The 16,613-nt window shown below is 64.8% G+C and carries 13 protein-coding genes; 3 read left to right on the plus strand and 10 right to left on the minus strand.

What is annotated here, in order from left to right:
- The 9 genes from AB5Y59_RS16710 to AB5Y59_RS16750 form a co-directional block, all read right to left on the minus strand.
- A partial coding sequence (locus tag AB5Y59_RS16710; protein WP_368212386.1) for an Ig-like domain-containing protein occupies positions 1 to 644 on the minus strand: 644 nt, incomplete at its 3' end.
- 655 nt (positions 645 to 1,299) lie between these two features.
- The gene (locus tag AB5Y59_RS16715; protein WP_368212388.1) at positions 1,300 to 1,641 is read right to left on the minus strand and encodes a DUF1294 domain-containing protein; all 342 of its coding nucleotides are present in this window, start codon (positions 1,639 to 1,641) and stop codon (positions 1,300 to 1,302) included.
- Positions 1,638 to 2,228 carry a sugar O-acetyltransferase gene (locus tag AB5Y59_RS16720; RefSeq protein ID WP_368212390.1) on the minus strand — a complete coding sequence of 197 codons (591 nt, stop codon included), beginning with the start codon at positions 2,226 to 2,228 and terminating at the stop codon, positions 1,638 to 1,640. The genes AB5Y59_RS16715 and AB5Y59_RS16720 overlap by 4 nt, the downstream gene beginning before the upstream one ends.
- A 110-nt stretch (positions 2,229 to 2,338) precedes the next feature.
- Positions 2,339 to 3,592, minus strand: coding sequence for an MgtC/SapB family protein (locus AB5Y59_RS16725; RefSeq protein WP_109112177.1), 1,254 nt, complete (start codon positions 3,590 to 3,592; stop codon positions 2,339 to 2,341).
- A gap of 220 nt (positions 3,593 to 3,812) precedes the next feature.
- The gene (locus AB5Y59_RS16730) at positions 3,813 to 4,649 is read right to left on the minus strand and encodes a transporter substrate-binding domain-containing protein (protein ID WP_039040560.1); all 837 of its coding nucleotides are present in this window, start codon (positions 4,647 to 4,649) and stop codon (positions 3,813 to 3,815) included.
- Entirely contained in the window at positions 4,646 to 5,407 is a 762-nt protein-coding gene (locus AB5Y59_RS16735) for an amino acid ABC transporter ATP-binding protein (protein ID WP_368212392.1), read from the minus strand. Before AB5Y59_RS16735 ends, AB5Y59_RS16730 begins: the two co-directional genes overlap by 4 nt.
- The gene (locus tag AB5Y59_RS16740) at positions 5,404 to 6,066 is read right to left on the minus strand and encodes an amino acid ABC transporter permease (RefSeq protein WP_323884691.1); all 663 of its coding nucleotides are present in this window, start codon (positions 6,064 to 6,066) and stop codon (positions 5,404 to 5,406) included. The genes AB5Y59_RS16735 and AB5Y59_RS16740 overlap by 4 nt, the downstream gene beginning before the upstream one ends.
- Positions 6,067 to 6,140: 74 nt before the next feature.
- Complete coding sequence (locus AB5Y59_RS16745; protein ID WP_368212394.1) at positions 6,141 to 6,806, minus strand: amino acid ABC transporter permease; 666 nt, start codon at positions 6,804 to 6,806, stop codon at positions 6,141 to 6,143.
- Entirely contained in the window at positions 6,803 to 8,014 is a 1,212-nt protein-coding gene (locus AB5Y59_RS16750) for a threonine synthase (RefSeq protein WP_043154845.1), read from the minus strand. The genes AB5Y59_RS16745 and AB5Y59_RS16750 overlap by 4 nt, the downstream gene beginning before the upstream one ends.
- A gap of 215 nt (positions 8,015 to 8,229) precedes the next feature.
- On the opposite strand from AB5Y59_RS16750, the gene AB5Y59_RS16755 reads away from it, so the two are divergent.
- The 3 genes from AB5Y59_RS16755 (at position 8,230) to AB5Y59_RS16765 (ending at position 13,611) form a co-directional block, all read left to right on the plus strand.
- Complete coding sequence (locus AB5Y59_RS16755; protein ID WP_043154844.1) at positions 8,230 to 10,377, plus strand: prolyl oligopeptidase family protein; 2,148 nt, start codon at positions 8,230 to 8,232, stop codon at positions 10,375 to 10,377.
- A 203-nt stretch (positions 10,378 to 10,580) separates the two neighbouring features.
- Positions 10,581 to 12,737: an AsmA family protein gene (locus AB5Y59_RS16760; RefSeq protein WP_043154842.1), complete on the plus strand. Its 2,157-nt coding sequence runs from the start codon at positions 10,581 to 10,583 to the stop codon at positions 12,735 to 12,737.
- 139 nt (positions 12,738 to 12,876) lie between these two features.
- A complete protein-coding gene (locus AB5Y59_RS16765) occupies positions 12,877 to 13,611 on the plus strand; it encodes an SDR family oxidoreductase (RefSeq protein ID WP_043154840.1) in 735 nt (244 codons plus the stop codon).
- Between the two features lie 59 nt (positions 13,612 to 13,670).
- Here the strand turns inward: AB5Y59_RS16765 and glnE are convergent, their stop codons facing one another.
- A complete protein-coding gene (gene glnE / locus AB5Y59_RS16770; protein ID WP_235671678.1) occupies positions 13,671 to 16,541 on the minus strand; it encodes a bifunctional [glutamate--ammonia ligase]-adenylyl-L-tyrosine phosphorylase/[glutamate--ammonia-ligase] adenylyltransferase in 2,871 nt (956 codons plus the stop codon).
- Positions 16,542 to 16,613: the final 72 nt, after the last annotated feature.

Genomic DNA, 16,613 nt, shown 5'->3' on the forward strand with positions numbered 1-16,613 from the left:
GATTGGCCATTGGCTTCACCGGAAGCGGTGATGGTGACGGTTCCTGCGGACACGCCGGTCACCCTGCCTTTGTCGGTGCCACTGCTGCTGATGGTAGCGACGGCCGGGTCGCTGGAGCGCCAGCTCACGGCATCGTCAGCAGTGACATCCAACACCTGACCATCGGACAGAATGACTTCCCCTTTGAGTGGTTCACTCAAGCCAACCGGCAGAGAAGAAATGGCGGGGGTGATCTGTAGCTGGGTTACGATGGCATTGGTAATCGTCACCTCGGCAGTCGCGCTGAAGGATTGGCCATTGGCTTCACCGGAAGCGGTGATGGTGACGGTTCCTGCGGACACGCCGGTCACCCTGCCTTTGTCGGTGCCACTGCTGCTGATGGTGGCAACGGCCGGGTCGCTGGAACGCCAGCTCACGGCATCATCAGCAGTGACATCCAGCACCTGGCCATCGGACAGAATGACTTCCCCTTTGAGTGGTTCACTCAAGCCAACCGGCAGGGAGGAAACGGCGGGGGTGATCTGCAATCCGGATATAGAGATATCTGGCGGTATTACAGTAGATGAGTCATTGTTATTACCATTACAACCCAGTAATAAAAATGAGAAGAATAGGGCGACATATGACCGTAACATCTTTGTCATAGCAAGGTCCTCTAGGTTTATATTTTTGGAGCAAGCTTGAGGGCTTGGGCAATCATAAACAGGGGGCGAGTTACAGCTATGCAAGGATGTGGCAACGTGCCAACGAAAAAGTATGTGAGACGATCTTTAAGGCGGCTGTGTTTGGTAACTCTATAATGTGATCGAATAATAACCCACGATATTAATCACGACCAGCATTATAAAAATGTACTTTTGTTATTCCTTTGCGCTGGTTTTCAGTATGAATTAATTCTGAATGGAATTACTTGTATTTCCGTCTGAAATATCCTGTAACAAATTATATTGTGCGATGCATTCAAAGCATTCAAAGTGCTTTTTTATTTAACTGGTTTTGATGAACCAACTCTGAATGGATCTTGCTAAATTCCCCTCAGACATGTTTTGATACAATTTTATGGGAGTCATTTTCAATCGGCTATTCATGCTTTGTGCCCTCCATATGGATGGGCGTCGTACGAGGTGCCGTATTCGATTGGCATGGTGTGCGGGGGGATGGGCGCGGGGCCTTTCCTGGCATGTCATGCAGTTCCCGATTCATCTTGCTTGCATTGCCTGTCGTGGAGGGGCGATTGTGCAGCCCCCCTGTCTGACCCGTGGGTAACTGGGCTGACAGGGGCATTGTCAGCGCGTCGGCTCAGATCCCCTGCCAGATCGGCCAGCCGAGCCAGATCCCGAGCAGCAGCAACTGCCCCCAGACGATGGCCCAGAACCGCAGGCGGTAGCTCCCTTTCTGGGTCTTGTGGCGCAGCCACTGGCGGGCGACCAGGGCGCCAGGCCAGCCGCCGCACAGCTCAAGCAGATGCAGGCGGGCCTCGGGCACGCGCCAGCCGCCACGAATGGCCTGGCGTTTGTCCCAGGCGTAGACGACCAGGGTCAGCAGGCTCATCAGCAGGATCAGGGCCAGCGGCCACCAGTTGGCATCGTGCAGGCCGAGCCAGCCTGCCCAACCCAGGGGCAGCAGGGCAAGGGCCATCATGACAGGCACGCCGGATCCCGGGTCTCGCCCGGGTGTAGCGTGCGGATCACCCGGGCCGGGTTGCCCACCGCCACCGAGTCGGCCGGGATGTCCCGGGTGACCACGGCGCCAGCCCCTATGATGGAGCGGGGCCCTATGGTGACGCCGGGGCAGATGATGGCCCCGCCGCCAATCCAGCAGTCATCGCCTATCCGCACCGGCTTGTTGTAGGCGGTCCAGTTGCGTCGCTCCAGATGATCCATGGCGTGGGTGGCGGTGTAGATCTGCACGTTGGGGGCCAGCAGCACATGGTTGCCGATGTGCACCTCGCCCACGTCGAGTATGGTGACGTTGAAGTTGAAGAAGGTCTTCTCGCCGATGTGGATGTTGCGGCCGAATTCGCAGGTGAAGGGGGTGCTGATCCAGCAGGAGTCGGGGCAGTGGGCGAAGAGGTCGCGGCAGATCTGCTGGCGCAGGACGTGATCCCCCGCCGGTGAGGCGTTGAGCCGGCTCAGCAGCGCCTGGCCGCGAATGCGGTCGTTCGCTATCTCCTCGCTCTGGCTGTCCAGGGCGCCCCCCGCCAATACCTTGTCCCAGTCGCTTGCCATGGTCATCTCCTCCTGCTGCAAGAGGGGGCAGTATACGCGACAAGGGGAGGGGGTGTCAGAGTGCCGGGCCCGTCAGGTGATCCCCGTCATCCTGTCATCACGCCATCACGTCACAGGACAAGGGGCAGGATGAGCAGGATGGAGACGAGGTAGGGGAGCAAGACCCGCCGCCCCAGGCTGCGTCCGCCAATCACCAGTGCCAGCACCCCTTTCACCAGGGAGTTGACCAGCCCGGCGAGCAGTATGCCCCTGGCCGCCACCTCCAGGGCCAGCTCCTTCTGGGCGAGCTGGGAGAGGGAGAGGGTGATGGCGTCCACGTCCGTGATGCCGGAGACCAGCGACAGCAGATAGACCCCGGAGTTGCCCACCTTGCTTTGCAGCAGGGTGGCCATGAAGCCGATGAGGGCGAGCAGCAGACCGAACTTGATGGCGGTGGCGAGATCCAGCGGGTTGCGGGTTTCGGGCTGTACCGGGCCGTCCGGCATCTCTTCCCGCTGGCGCCAGAACCAGAAGGCAAAGCCGTAGACGATGGCTGCCAGCAGCAGCAGGGGGGCGGCCAGACGCAGCGCCAGCTCTCCGTGGATGATCAGCACCAGTGCCAGCAGCCTGAGCCACATGGTGGCTCCCGCCAGCAGAATGCCGGTGGCCAGCAGCCGCTCCAGCCCTCCCTGCTCCTTGTTGAGGCGGGCAAATTGCAGGGTGAGGGCGGTGGAGGAGGCGAGCCCCGCCAGCATGCTGGTGAGCACCAGCCCGGAGCGGGTGCCGAGCAGGCGCACCGCGAAGTGACCACAGAACGAGATGCCGGCGATCACCACCACCATGAGCCAGATCTTGAAGGGATTGAAGGCATTGAGGGGACCCATCTCGGTATCGGGGAGCACCGGCAGCAGCACCAGGGAGATGAGCAGAAAGCGCAGGGTGGCGTGAAACTCCATTTCGCTCAAGAACAGCATCCCCTGCTGGATCTTGCCCTTGAGCCCCATCAGGAGGGCCGCCAGCACGGCGCAGGCCACCGCCTCGCTCGGGCTCTGCAGCACCGACATCAGCCCCAGCAGGTAGGTGAGCACCATGGCTACCGAGCTGGTGAGGCCGAACTCCCCCTGCCAGCGCTGGGCCAGCCAGACCGAGAGGCCGCACCCCGTCACCACGGTCAGCAGACCGAGCAGGGCCAGCCAGGCGCCCAGGGTGGGCAGCAGCAGGGCGCAGACCCCGCCGAGCAGACCGATGAGGCCATAGGTGCGCATCCCGGCGATGCGCTGGTTGTCTCCGAGCTGGCGCACCTGCCAGCCCCGCTCCAGCCCGATGATGAGCCCGATGGCCAGGGACACCAGGGCGCCGTAGACGGGCTCGGCCTCTATCCACATGGGTTTCTCCTCCCGCTGCCGTTTCAGTGAGGATGGCACAGGGCATCCCGGGGCAGGGGGAGCTGGCTCACAGAGCGGGTGTCCCGCCTGCCGGGGTCTTGCAAACAAAAAAAAGGCGCCACCTGGAGGGGGCGCCTGGAAAGGTCAAACCTTGCGGTTTGCAGACCAACGGAACCAAAGATCACACACTTCACACTCAGCACTGCTGTGGGGGCAGGGCTCAACCCTGCCACTTGCCTCCTTCCACTATCACGTCGTTGGGATCGGTATCGGCGCTCAGCTTGTCGCGCACATACTGGTCGTAGAGTTTGAGCAGGTACTTCTCTTCCCCCAGCTTGGCGAGACGGTCGTTGACCCAGTCCCGCAGCTCGATATTGCCCTTCTTCACCGCCGGGGCGATGGGGTCTTCCGAGCCCAGCTTCTCGGGCAGCACCCGATAGCCCGGGTTCTCCTTGGCCCAGCTGAACAGCACCAGGTTGTCCTGGGCATAGGCATCGCCACGGCCCTGGGCCAGCGCCTGCAGGGATTCGGTGTTCTTCTCGAACTTGAGCACCTTCCAGTCCGGGTGGTTGCGGGTCAGCCAGATGTCGGCCGTGGTGCCGGTGGTGACGATAAGCCGCTTGCCGGCCAGATCGTCGAGCTTCTTGGCGTCGCTGCCTTCCGGCACCAGCACCTGCACCGCGACCTTGAGGTTCGGGTTGGTGAAGTCCACCACCTGCCGCCGCTCCGGGGTGACCGTCATGTTGGCGAGGATCAGGTCCACCTTGTCGCTCTGCAGGAAGGGGATGCGACTGGCGGGCTCCACCGCCACGAACTCGACCTTGTTCTCGTCCCCCAGCAGATCCTTGGCGAAGCGGCGGCCGAGATCGGTGTCAAAGCCGACGTAGTTGCCCTTCTCGTCCACATAGCCAAACGGCGGTTTGTCGGTGAAGACACCGACGATGAGCTTGTCGCGGGCCTTGATCTTGGCGAGGGAACCGTCTTCTGCCTGGGCGGCGCCGCTGGCGAGGCCCAGGCCGATGAGGGCGCTAAACAGGACCGAGGTAATTATCTTCATGCTGACTCCTTTCGTTTGCTGACAGTTGTATAAGAAAACTTGGCGAGGAACTGGCGGGCACGCTGGCTCCTGGGATTGTCGAAAAATTGATGGGGGGCGGCCTGCTCCAGGATGTGGCCGCCGTCCATGAAGACGATGCGATCGGCCACCGCCTGGGCGAACGCCAGCTCGTGGGTGACGATGAGCAGGGTCATGCCACTGCCGGCGAGATCCCGGATCACCTCCAGCACCTCTTGCACCATCTCGGGATCCAGCGCAGCGGTCACCTCGTCAAACAGCATCACCTGGGGGTTCATGCACAGGGCCCGCACGATGGCGATGCGCTGCTGCTGGCCGCCGGAGAGCTGGCGCGGATAGTCATGGCGCCGCTCCCACAGACCGATGCGGGTCAGCAGCTGCTCCGCCTGCAGCAGGGCCTCCTGCCGCTCCCGCTTCTGCACCTGCACAGGGCCGAGCAGCACGTTCTCCAGCACCGTCAGGTTGGGGAAGAGGTGATAGCTCTGGAACACCATGCCGATGCGCTGGCGCAGCCGCTGCCAGTCGGTGCTGGCATCCAGCAACTCTCCGTCGAAGCGAATGTCGCCCCCCTGAATGGGTTCGAGCCCGTTGAGGGTGCGCAGCAAGGTGCTCTTGCCGCAGCCGCTCGGCCCCAGGATGACGATCACTTCCCCCGGGTTCACCGTGAGGCTGACCTCATCCAGTACCCGGTGTTGGCCGAATTGTTTGCTGACAGCATTGAGCTCAAGCAGAGGTGTCATACCGCGTTACCCCATTGTTGCTCCAGCCGGCGCGAGGCGAGCGAGAGCGGATAGCAGACCAGAAAAAAGAACAGGAACAGCAGACCGTAGATAAGCAGCGAGCCATAGGTGCGCTCGATGATCTGCTGGCCCACCTTGATCACCTCCACCACCCCGATCAGCACCGCCAGGGAGCTGGTCTTGATGATGCGGGTGTAGATGTTGATGGTCGGCGGCGTCAGCCGTTGCAGCGCCTGGGGCAGCAGCACGTGGCGATAGAGCTGCCAGCGGGAGAGCCCGAGCGCCAGGCCAGCCTCCTGCTGGCCGCGGGCGAGGGATCCCAGGCCGCCGCGCACCACTTCGCCCACCTCGCTGGCCCCCCACAGGGCCAGCACCAGCACGGCGCACCAGAAGGCCGGGATGTCTACGCCAAAGAAGATCGGCAGCCCGAAGAAGAAGAGGTAGAGCCAGACCAGCACGGGCACCACCCGAAACAGCTCCAGATAGACCCGCAGCACTCCCCGAGTCAGCCTTCCCCCTTGCTGGGCCAGCACGCCGTAACCGACCCCGCCCAGGGTGGCGAACAGGATGGCGAGCAGGGAGATGGCGAGGGTCTGACCCGCGCCCACCGCCAGCAGCGGCAGCGCCTGCGCCAACTGTTCAGTGACCGGACTGGCCATAGTGATCCCTCCCTTCTTGTGCATGGGTGGCGAGTGACGGCGGCTGCAGGACAATAGGTGCCTTCATCAGTTGCTCAATGACCGAACTGACCATGTTGCAGCCTCCTTTCAACGACGCGCAGGGCAAGGGAGAGCGGCAGAAAAATCAGCACGCACATCAAGGTCAGCACCGCCAGCATCTCGTAGGTCTTGTAGTAGAGGGCGATGTAGTTCTTGGTGGTGTAGAGCAGTTCCGGCACCGCCACCGCCGAGGCGACCGTGGTCTCTTTGAGCAGAAAGATGAAGTTGGCAAACAGCGCCGGCAAGCTGGCGAGCCAGGCCTGGGGCAGCTGGACGTGGCGCAGCAGCTGCCAGCGGGAGAGGCCGATGGCCCGGCCCGCTTCCAGCTGGCTGGGGGGGATTGCCTGCACCCCTGCCCGCAGCGCCTCGGTCAGGTAGCCGCCGCCGAGGAAGGTCATGGCGATCACCGCCGTGGCAAAGCCGGAGAGCGAGATTCCGAGCGCCGGCAGCCCGAAGTAGAGAAAGAACAGCTGGATCAAGAGCGGCGTGTTGCGGGCCAGCTCCACATAGGCGCGGATCACTCCGTTCAGCCAGGGCTTGTGCAGGCTTTGCAGCGTCACGTTGAGCAGCGCCACGGCGAGTGAGGTGAGGATCACGATGGCGCCGAGCTGCAAGGTGACCCAGACCGATTGGCCGAACGTCGGCAGGGTAGTGAGAACAAAGGACCAGTCGAAGCTCATGCCGGGATCCTCCCGTCGCGGCGCAGCCGCTGGGGCACGACCGTGATGGCGTCAGGGTACTTGATGCCGGCGCCGGTGTTGAGCACCACCACCCGCTCGCCCCCCTGTATCCAGCCAGCTTCCCGCAGCTGGCGGGCGGCGGCGAAGGCGGCCGCCCCTTCCGGGCAGACGAAGCTGCCTTCGCGCGCGGCGAGTTGACGGATCTCGCGCTGGATGGCGCCATCGTCCACCGCGACGGCGCACCCCTCGGTGCGATAGAGGGCGTCCAGCACCAGAAAGTCCCCCAGCGCCTTGGGCACGTTGATGCCAAAAGCGAGGGTCTGGGAATCGGGCCAGAAGCGCGATTCGCGCTCCCCCTGCTGCCAGGCCTGGACGATGGGCGCGCAGCCGCTCGCCTGCACCGCCACCAGTCGCGGCAGCGGCCCCTTGACCCAGCCCAGCTCCTGCAACTCCCGCAGCGCCTTGTAGATGCCGATGAGACCAACCCCGCCGCCGGTGGGGTAGAGGATGACGTCCGGCAGGGTCCAGCCGAGCTGCTCTGCTATCTCCAGCCCCATGGTCTTCTTGCCCTCGATGCGATAGGGCTCCTTGAGGGTGGAGGCATCGAACAGCCCCTGCTCGGCCACCGCCTCGGCCACCTGGCGACCGGCGTCGCTGATGAGGCCATCCACCAGATAGAGGCGGGCACCGGCCAGCGAGGTCTCCAGTCTTGTGATGGCGGGTGCCGCCTGGGGCATGACTATGGTGCTGCGCAAGCCGGCGCGGGCGCCATAAAGCGCCCAGGCCGCACCGGCGTTGCCGTTGGTGGGCATGGCGAAGTGGGTGATGCCGAGCTCCCGGGCGCGGGAGACGCCGACCGCGGCGCCGCGGGCCTTGAAAGAACCGGTGGGGATGATGCTCTCATCCTTCATCCAGAGATCCGGAATGCCGATCTGTTTGCCGAAAGCGGGCAGGGGCAGCAGAGGGGTGAAGCCTTCCCCCAGGGTGATCACCTGGGCGGGGTCGCGCACCGGCAGCAGCTCGTGGTAGCGCCACAGGCTGGCGGGGCGCCCCAGCAGAGCGGCCGGGTGCCAGGCCTGTTTCAGGGCCTCGAGGTCGTAACTGGCCAGCAAGGGGGCACCGACCGGGCTCAACTGCTGGGGCTGATCGGCATTCACTATCTCGCCGGTCTTGCTGCAACGTAGATGTGATAGGTAGCTGTACGGCATGCTTTATCCTGAATGGCTCACGTTGGCTGGTGTCTTATTCCATCCTGTGACCCAAGGGCCGGATAACAAACAAAATAAAGCGGCAAACTTAAGCGAAAAAATTCATATGGCTCCCCCGTGTCGGCGGGCCACCCTCTGCCACCGGTCGGGGGGTTGGGCCATCCGGCGCGCTTTGTTAACCTGCCCGCTCACTCAAACCGCAGGGAGCCGCCTCGATGCGAGCCATTGTCAGCCTGCTGGCCCTGTCACTGCTCTGTGCGTGCAGCGGCCAGCCAACCAGAGAGGATGCCATGTCAGGGAATACGCGCCTTCACTACCCGGTCACCCGCCAGGGTGAGCAGGTGGATCACTATTTCGGCCAGGCCGTGGCCGACCCCTATCGCTGGCTGGAGGATGACCGCAGCCCCGAGACGGAGGCCTGGGTCAAGGCCCAGAACCGGGTGACTCAGGGTTACCTGGCGCAGATCCCGTATCGCGCCGCCATCAAGGAGAAGCTGGCCGCCTCCTGGAACTACGCCAAGGAGGGGGCGCCGTTTCGCGAGGGGCGCTACCACTACTTCTTCAAGAACGACGGTCTGCAGAACCAAAACGTCCTGTGGCGCCAGCTGGAGGGCAAGCCGGCGGAGGTATTCCTCGATCCCAATACCCTCAGCCCCGACGGCACCACGGCGCTGGATCAGCTGAGTTTCTCCCGCGATGGCCGCATCCTGGCCTACTCCTTGTCGCTGGCCGGCAGCGACTGGCGCGAGATCCACCTGATGGACGTAGAGAGCAAGCAGCCGCTGGAGGCGCCCCTCAGGGACGTGAAGTTCAGCGGCATCAGCTGGCTCGGCAACGAGGGCTTCTTCTACTCGAGCTACGACAAGCCCGACGGCAGCGAGCTGTCGGCCAGGACCGATCAGCACAAGGTCTATTTCCACCGGCTCGGCACGGCGCAGGAGGATGACCGGCTGGTGTTCGGCGCCATCCCGGCCCAGCACCACCGCTACGTGGGGGCGACCGTCACCGAAGATGACCGCTTCCTGCTCATCTCGGCGGCGAACTCCACCTCCGGCAACCGCCTCTATGTGAAGGATCTGGGCCAGGAGAACGCGCCGCTGCTGACGGTGCAGGGGGATCTGGATGCGGACGTGAGCCTGGTGGACAACCAGGGCGGCACCCTTTATCTGCTGACCAACCGGGACGCCCCCAACGGCCGGCTGGTGACGGTGGATGCCGCCAACCCGGGTCCGGCGCGCTGGCGGGATCTCATCCCCGAGCGTCAGCAGGTGCTGACGGTACACAGCGGCAGCGGCTATCTGTTTGCCGAGTACATGGTGGATGCCACCGCCCGGGTCGAGCAGTTCGACTACGAAGGCAAGCGGGTGCGCGAGGTGGCGCTGCCCGGCCTTGGCAGCGTCAGTGGCTTCAACGGCAAGCACGACGATCCCGCCCTCTACTTCGGCTTCGAGCACTATGCCCAGCCGCCGACTCTCTACCGGTTCGAGCCCAAGAGCGGCGCCATCAGCCTCTATCGCGCCTCGGCGGCGCCGTTCAAACCGGAGGATTACGTTTCCGAGCAGCGCTTCTACCAGAGCAAGGACGGCACCCGGGTGCCGCTCATCATCAGCTACCGCAAGGGGCTGAACCTCGATGGCAGCAACCCGACCATCCTCTACGGCTATGGCGGCTTCGACGTGAGCCTGACCCCGAGCTTCAGCGTGTCGGTAGCCAACTGGCTGGATCTGGGGGGCGTCTATGCGGTGGCCAACCTGCGCGGGGGCGGCGAGTACGGCCAGGCCTGGCACCTGGCGGGCACCCAGCAGAACAAGCAGAACGTGTTCGACGATTTCATCGCGGCGGCCGAGTACCTCAAGGCCGAGGGCTACACCCGCACCGATCGGCTGGCGATCCGAGGTGGCTCCAACGGCGGTCTGCTGGTGGGGGCGGTCATGACCCAGCGGCCGGATCTGATGCGGGTCGCCCTGCCGGCGGTGGGGGTGCTCGACATGCTGCGCTACCACACCTTCACCGCCGGGGCGGGCTGGGCCTATGACTACGGCACCAGCGCCGACAGCGAGGCGATGTTCGACTACCTGAAGGGCTACTCGCCCCTGCACAACGTCCGGCCCGGGGTCAGCTACCCCTCGACCCTGGTGACCACGGCGGATCACGACGATCGGGTGGTGCCGGCCCACTCCTTCAAGTTTGCCGCCACCCTGCAGGCCGACAATGCCGGCCCCCATCCCCAGCTCATCCGCATCGAGACCAATGCCGGGCACGGGGCGGGCACGCCGGTGGCCAAACTTATCGAGCAGAGTGCGGACATCTATGCCTTCACCCTGTACGAGATGGGCTACAGGGAGCTGCCGCGTCAGCCTTGATCCGGGCGAGACGGGCGCCAGCCATCCACTATCATCAGGGCCCTGCGGGGCCCTTTTTATTGCCGCGCGTTGGAAGAGCTGCGCTGGCTGCACTAGCTGCGACCATCCCTGTCTCGCCGCTGGCCCGTTTTGGCAGACGGGCCCCATCTGTCATCCCCCCGGTGGTATAGTCAGCCACAAGATCCGCATTCAAGGAGTCCATCGTGAAGAAGATCATCTACATCCTGCTGGGGTTGGCGCTGGCGGCCGTGGTGGCCATCGCCGCCCTGGTGTCTCTCATCGATCCCAACCAGTTCAAGCCCCAGCTGGCGGAGCAGGTGCGCAAGAGCACCGGCCGCGAGCTGGTGATACAAGGGGATATCGGCTGGCGTTTCTGGCCAAGCCTGGGCCTCTCCCTCGAGAAGGTGGCGCTACGCAACCCCGCCGGCTTTGCCGAGCCCGACCTGGTGCGATTCGAGCAGGGTGAGGCCTCGGTAGGCTTGCTGCCGCTGCTCTCCCACCGACTTGAGATCGGCAAGGTGACCCTGAGCGGCGCTCATCTGTTTATCCAGACCAGGGCTGACGGCAGCTCCAACCTGAGGGATCTACTCCAGGCCTCCGCCGACCCCAAGGGGGAGGCGACCTCCGAGCCCGCCGCAACGACGCCCCCAGCCGCCAGTGACAAACAGCCCTGGCAGATCAGCCTGCAAGGCATCGCGCTGGTGGATGCCAGCGCCCTGGTGCGGGACGACCGCAGCGGTACCGTCTCCCGGCTCGACAGGCTGGATCTCGATCTGGGGCAGTTGACCCCGGGGGAGTGGGTACCGGTGACCCTGGCGGCCAAGGGGGCACAGGGGGATCTGGCCTTTGATCTCAAGGGTCAGGCCCAGCTCAAACCGGCCCGGGAGGCCATGAAGAGCGAGCTTAAGGATCTCAATCTCAGCGGCAGCCTGAACCAGCCGACCCAGCGGCTGGATGCTTTCTCCCTCAAGGCCGATCGGCTGGCATTGGGGGAGTGGAGCAGTCTGAGCCTTAGCCTCAGCGGGGCACAGGGGGCGGCGGACAAGCCGACCCTGGCCGGTACGCTGGAGGGGACCCTCAAGGCGCGCCTCGATGAAAACCGGCAACTGCTGGAGCTGTCGGATGCCGTGCTGGCCGCCAAGCTGAGCGGCGATGCCCTGCCGCGCCCGCAGATGCAGCTCAAACTCGCTGGCTTTGCCCGCGCCGAGCTGGACAAGCAGGCCGTCACCCTCAGCAACCTGGTGATGGGGGTGGATGATGCTCTGCTGAGCGGCAGCGGCGCCGTTCGTCTGGGGGCCGTTCCCAAAGTGGACTTTGACCTCAAGGGGGAGAAGCTGGATCTCGACGGCTGGCTCGGTCAACCGGCCAAGGCTGCACCTGTGGCCGCCACCTCGGGAGCGGCTGCACCGGCCGGAACGCCGACACAGACCGCCGTGCCCGCCAACAGGGCGCTCTCCACGGCCGAACCGGATCTTACCGCCCTCAAGTCGGTGGACCTGGCTGGCCGACTGCAACTGGGCAGCCTGCGCCTCAAGGGGCTGGATCTGAGCGCCGTCGATCTGCAACTGGCCCTGGCCGGTGGCCAGCTCACCCTCAAGCAGTTCAGCGCCGGGGTGGCCGGCGGCCAGGTGACCGCCAGCGGCGTGCTTGATGCCCGTCAGCAGCCGGCCCGCTATCAGGTGCATAAGCGGGTGCAGGGAGTCGAAGTGCGGCCCCTGCTGCAGACCCTGGCCCAGACCGACCTGCTGGAAGGCAAGGGGGATCTGGAGGTGGAGGTGCAGGGTAGCGGTCTTTCCGAGCAGGCGCTGCGCAGCCGGATGCAGGGCAAGGTGAACCTCAAGTTGAGCGACGGTGCCCTGCACGGCATCAACCTGGCGGAGATGATCCGCGAGGCGCGGGCCACCCTGACCGGCAAGGGAGCGGATCAGGTGAAGGAGGTGCGCAAGACCGATTTCAGCGCCCTCACCGCCAGCTTCCAGATTGCCGACGGGATTGCCAGGAGCGACGACATCCAGCTCTTTGCCCCCGCCCTGCGGGTGAAGGGGCAGGGCCAGACCGCCTTGGTGCCGGAGACCCTCGACTTCCTGTTCCTCACCTCCGTGGTGGAGAGCAGCAAGGGACAGGGGGGCAAGACGGTGGACGAGCTCAAGGACATCACCATACCGGTGCGCATCGGCGGCCACTGGCAGGCGCCGAGCTACAAGCTCGACGTGAAGGCACTGCTCAGCAACAACAAGGTGCTGGAGGAGAAGGCCCGCAAGGAGGCCGAGCGCGGTCTCAAGAAGCTGCTGGGTGACAAGGCCGACAACGAAGGGGTGAAGGGGGTGGCGGACCAGCTGCTCAAGGGCCTGTTCAAATAGCCACCCTCCCGTTGTTGTCATCAAGAGCCCGCCCCGTGCGGGCTCTTTGCTGTGGTGCCGGGCGTTACGGGACGAGGTGTGGTCGGCAACATGAGGTACTATGCGAAATAGTCTTCGAAACCGGGAACCAGGAGGGTTCATGAACAAACGGGTGCTGATCACCGGCGGTGGCAGAGGTATCGGGGCCGCGACAGCCCGCTATCTGGCGGCGCAGGGTTACCATCTCTGTCTCAACTATCGTCAGGACAGGGCGTCCGCCGAGGCGGTGGTGGCCGAGATCCTGGCCACCCATCCGGTCGAGTGCATCGCGGTGCAGGCCGATGTCAGCGTGGAGGCCGAGGTGGTGCGCCTGTTCGAGGAGATGGACGCGAGGCTCGGCCCCGTTACCCACCTGGTGAACAACGCCGGCAGGTTGCAGCCCCAGATGCGGGTGCTGGAGATGAGCGCAGAGCGCATCAACCAGACTCTGACCACCAATGTCACCAGCTGCTTTCTCTGCTGCCGCGAGGCAGTGCGCCGCATGACGGCAGGGGGCGCCATCGTCAACGTCTCTTCGGCCGCTGCCCGGCTGGGCTCCCCCGGGGAGTACGTGGATTATGCCGCCGCCAAGGGGGCAGTCGACGTGCTGACCAGAGGCTTGTCGCTGGAGCTGGCGGCCCAGGGGATCCGGGTCAACGGGGTGCGTCCGGGTTTCATCTACACCGACATGCATGCCGACGGCGGCGAGCCCGGCCGGGTGGACAGGATCAAGGGGGCCATTCCGCTGCAACGGGGCGGCGAACCCCGTGAGGTGGCGACCGCCATCGCCTGGCTGCTGTCGGACGAGGCCTCCTATGCCACCGGCACCTTCATTGATGTGGCAGGTGGGCGCTAGGTCATCTTCAACAAGCCTCTCGTCAACGAGAAGGGGCGCCATGGCGCCCCTTCTGCTTATTATCCCAGCAGCTGTTGCCAGACCGCCAGCACATGGCCCCGCTCTCGCGGCAACTGATCGTCCCCCACCTTGCGGGAGATCTCCGAGAGATTGAGGCGATGGCCGAGGTTGCGGATCTCCAGATAGGCCTGCTTGAGCCCCTCTGCCTGCTCCAGTGTGAGTACCCCCGCCATCACGCACTCATCGAAGATGCGCACATTGTCTGACCAGCGGGTGAGGGCGTCCGGCTCACCGCAGGCATGGGCCAGCACCAGGTACTGGGCGATGAACTCGATGTCCACCATGCCACCGGGGGACTGCTTGAGATCGAACTCTCCCTCTCCCGCCTTGAGCAGGTGATCCCGCATCTTCTGGCGCATCTCCCGCACTTCGCGGGCCAGGGTGGGCAGATCCCGCTCCTTGGCCAGCACGTCGCGGCGGATGCGGGCAAATTCGGCGACCACGGTATCATCGCCATAGATGGGACGGGCTCGCACCAGGGCCTGATGCTCCCAGGTCCAGGCTTCCTGCTGCTGGTACTGCTCATAGGCCGACAGCGATGAGACCAGCAGGCCTGAGTCGCCGGAGGGGCGCAGCCGCATGTCGATCTCGTAGAGGATGCCGGACGGAGTGCGGGTGCTGAACAGATGCAGGATCCGCTGGGCCAGGCGCAGGTAAAACTGGCGGCTGTCGATGGGCTTGCGGCCATCGGTGTAACTGTTGGGGTCGCCGCCGTGCAGGAACACCAGATCGAGATCCGAGCCGTAGCCGAGTTCGATGCCCCCCAGCTTGCCGTAGGCCACCACCGCAAAGCCGCGCTGGCCGCTCACCGCCACCTCGGGCGGCACCCCGTAGCGTTCGCTCATCTGGGCCCACGCCTGATTGACCACCTCCTCAGTGATCGCCTCCGCCAGCCAGGTGAGGTGGTCGCTCACCTTCATCAGCGGCAGGGCGCCGGCGATGTCGGCGGCGACGATGCGCAGGAGCTGCACCTGCTTGAACTGGCGCAGCGCCTCCATCTGCTGCTCCACATCCTCCTCGGGGATGCGCAGCAGGAACTGGCGCAGCTGGGGCTTGTACTGATCCAGCGGGGTGGGGTGGTAGAGGTGCTGGGGATCCAGCAGCTCGTCCAGCAGGATGGGGTAGCGGGCCAGCTGCTCGCTCACCAGGTTGCTCTCGTCACACAGGCGTACCAGCTGGCGCAGGGCGGCGGGGTTTTCCGCCAGCAGTTGCAGATAGGCGCTGCGGGTGAAGATGCGAGTCAGCAGGGTGCAGACTCGCTCGAACAGGCGGGCGGGCTCGCGGCTCGCCACCACCAGGCGCAGCAGCTCCGGCATCAGCCAGTCCAGGGCGATGCGCCCCTGGGGCCCCACCTGACGGCGCTTGTACTCCTCCTTGAAACGCAGCAGGGCGGCGCAGAGGGGGGCGGGCTCCACCACTCCCTGCATGGTCAGCAGTTTTTCCAGCTCGGCGGCATCGAGCTCGGTGCGCCAGAGATCGAGCCAGAGCTGTTCCAGGTGGGCGGGGGCCTCCTTCTCTTCCCCCACCACGGCGACGAACTCCTGATGGACGGCGGCCATCTCCTCATCGAGGTGGGCCATGAAGGCGTCCCAGTCGGTAAAGCCGAGGGTGGCGATGAGCCGCTGGCGATCCCGATCCTCGGTGGGCAGAGTCTGGGTCTGCTGATCGCCGATCTCCTGCAAGATGTTTTCCACCCGGCGCAGGAAGCGATAGGCGGTGAGCAGGCGTTCGCACTGGCTCCCCTCCAGGGCCCCCCCCTGGGCGATGGCGGCCAGCGCCTCGGGCAGGTGGCGTACCCGCAGGGCGGGCTCGCGCCCGCCACGGATGAGTTGCAGCGCCTGGGCGATGAACTCCACCTCGCGAATGCCCCCGGCCCCCAGCTTGATGTTGCCCTCCAGTCCCTTGCGGCGCACCTCGGCGGCGATCATCGCCTTCATCTGGCGCAGGCCGTCGATGACGCCGAAGTCGATATAGCGGCGGAACACGAAGGGGCGCAGCAGTTCGGTCAGGGCCATGGCGTGTTCGCACTGGGGGCCCAGCACCCGCGCCTTGACCATGGCGTAGCGTTCCCAGTTGCGGCCGTGATGCTGGTAGTAGTCCTCCATGGCGGCGAAGGAGATGGCGAGCGGCCCCGCATCGCCAAAGGGGCGCAGCCGCATGTCGACCCGGAACACCTGACCATCCTGGGTGGGCTGGTGGAGGGCGTTGATGAGACGCTGCCCCAGCTTGATGAAGAACTGCTGGTTGGCGAGCTCCCGCCGACCGCCAACGGTGTAGCCGTTCTCGGGGAAGGTGAAGATAAGGTCGATGTCCGAGGAGAAGTTGAGCTCGCCGCCGCCGAGCTTGCCCATCCCGAGGATGAGCAGCGGCTGGGGGTTGCCATCGCCGTCCATGGGGGTGCCCAGCTCGCTGCACTGTTTGGCATAGAGCCAGTCGCGGGCACCACAGATGAGGGCATCCGCCAGCTTGGTGAGATGGATGAAGCTCTCTTCGACCTCTGACTCCCCGAGCAGCTCGCGCCAGGCGATCACCAGCATGCGGCTGCGGCGGAACTGGCGCAGGATGCGCTTGAGCGCCTCCTCGTCCGCGACCTCGGCGAGCAGGGCTGCGAGCTCAGGTTCATAGGCGGGCCAGCGCTCGGCCCGGGTCAGTGCGTCCGATGCCAGGGTCTCGGCCAGCAGCCCCGGCTGCTTGATAAGGGAGTCGGCGACAAAGTCGGAGAGGCCGAGCAGGGTCAGCAGGGTCTGGCGGGTGGGCTCGGGCAGTGCGTCATACTGGGGCGCCAGGGCGAGCAGCCGCTGCCAGTGGCGCAGGGCCTGCTCCTGCAACAAGGGAGAGAAGGCGGAGAAAGAGGGAGAGTGCTGGGCCACGGTTGCCATCCTTGTGGTTGACGAGTCTGCAGGGAGAGTGAAATGCCGGCTGCCAATCTAGCACTCCCGGGC

The organism is Aeromonas sp. s10 (genome assembly GCF_040907975.1).
Lineage (GTDB): Bacteria > Pseudomonadota > Gammaproteobacteria > Enterobacterales > Aeromonadaceae > Aeromonas > Aeromonas caviae.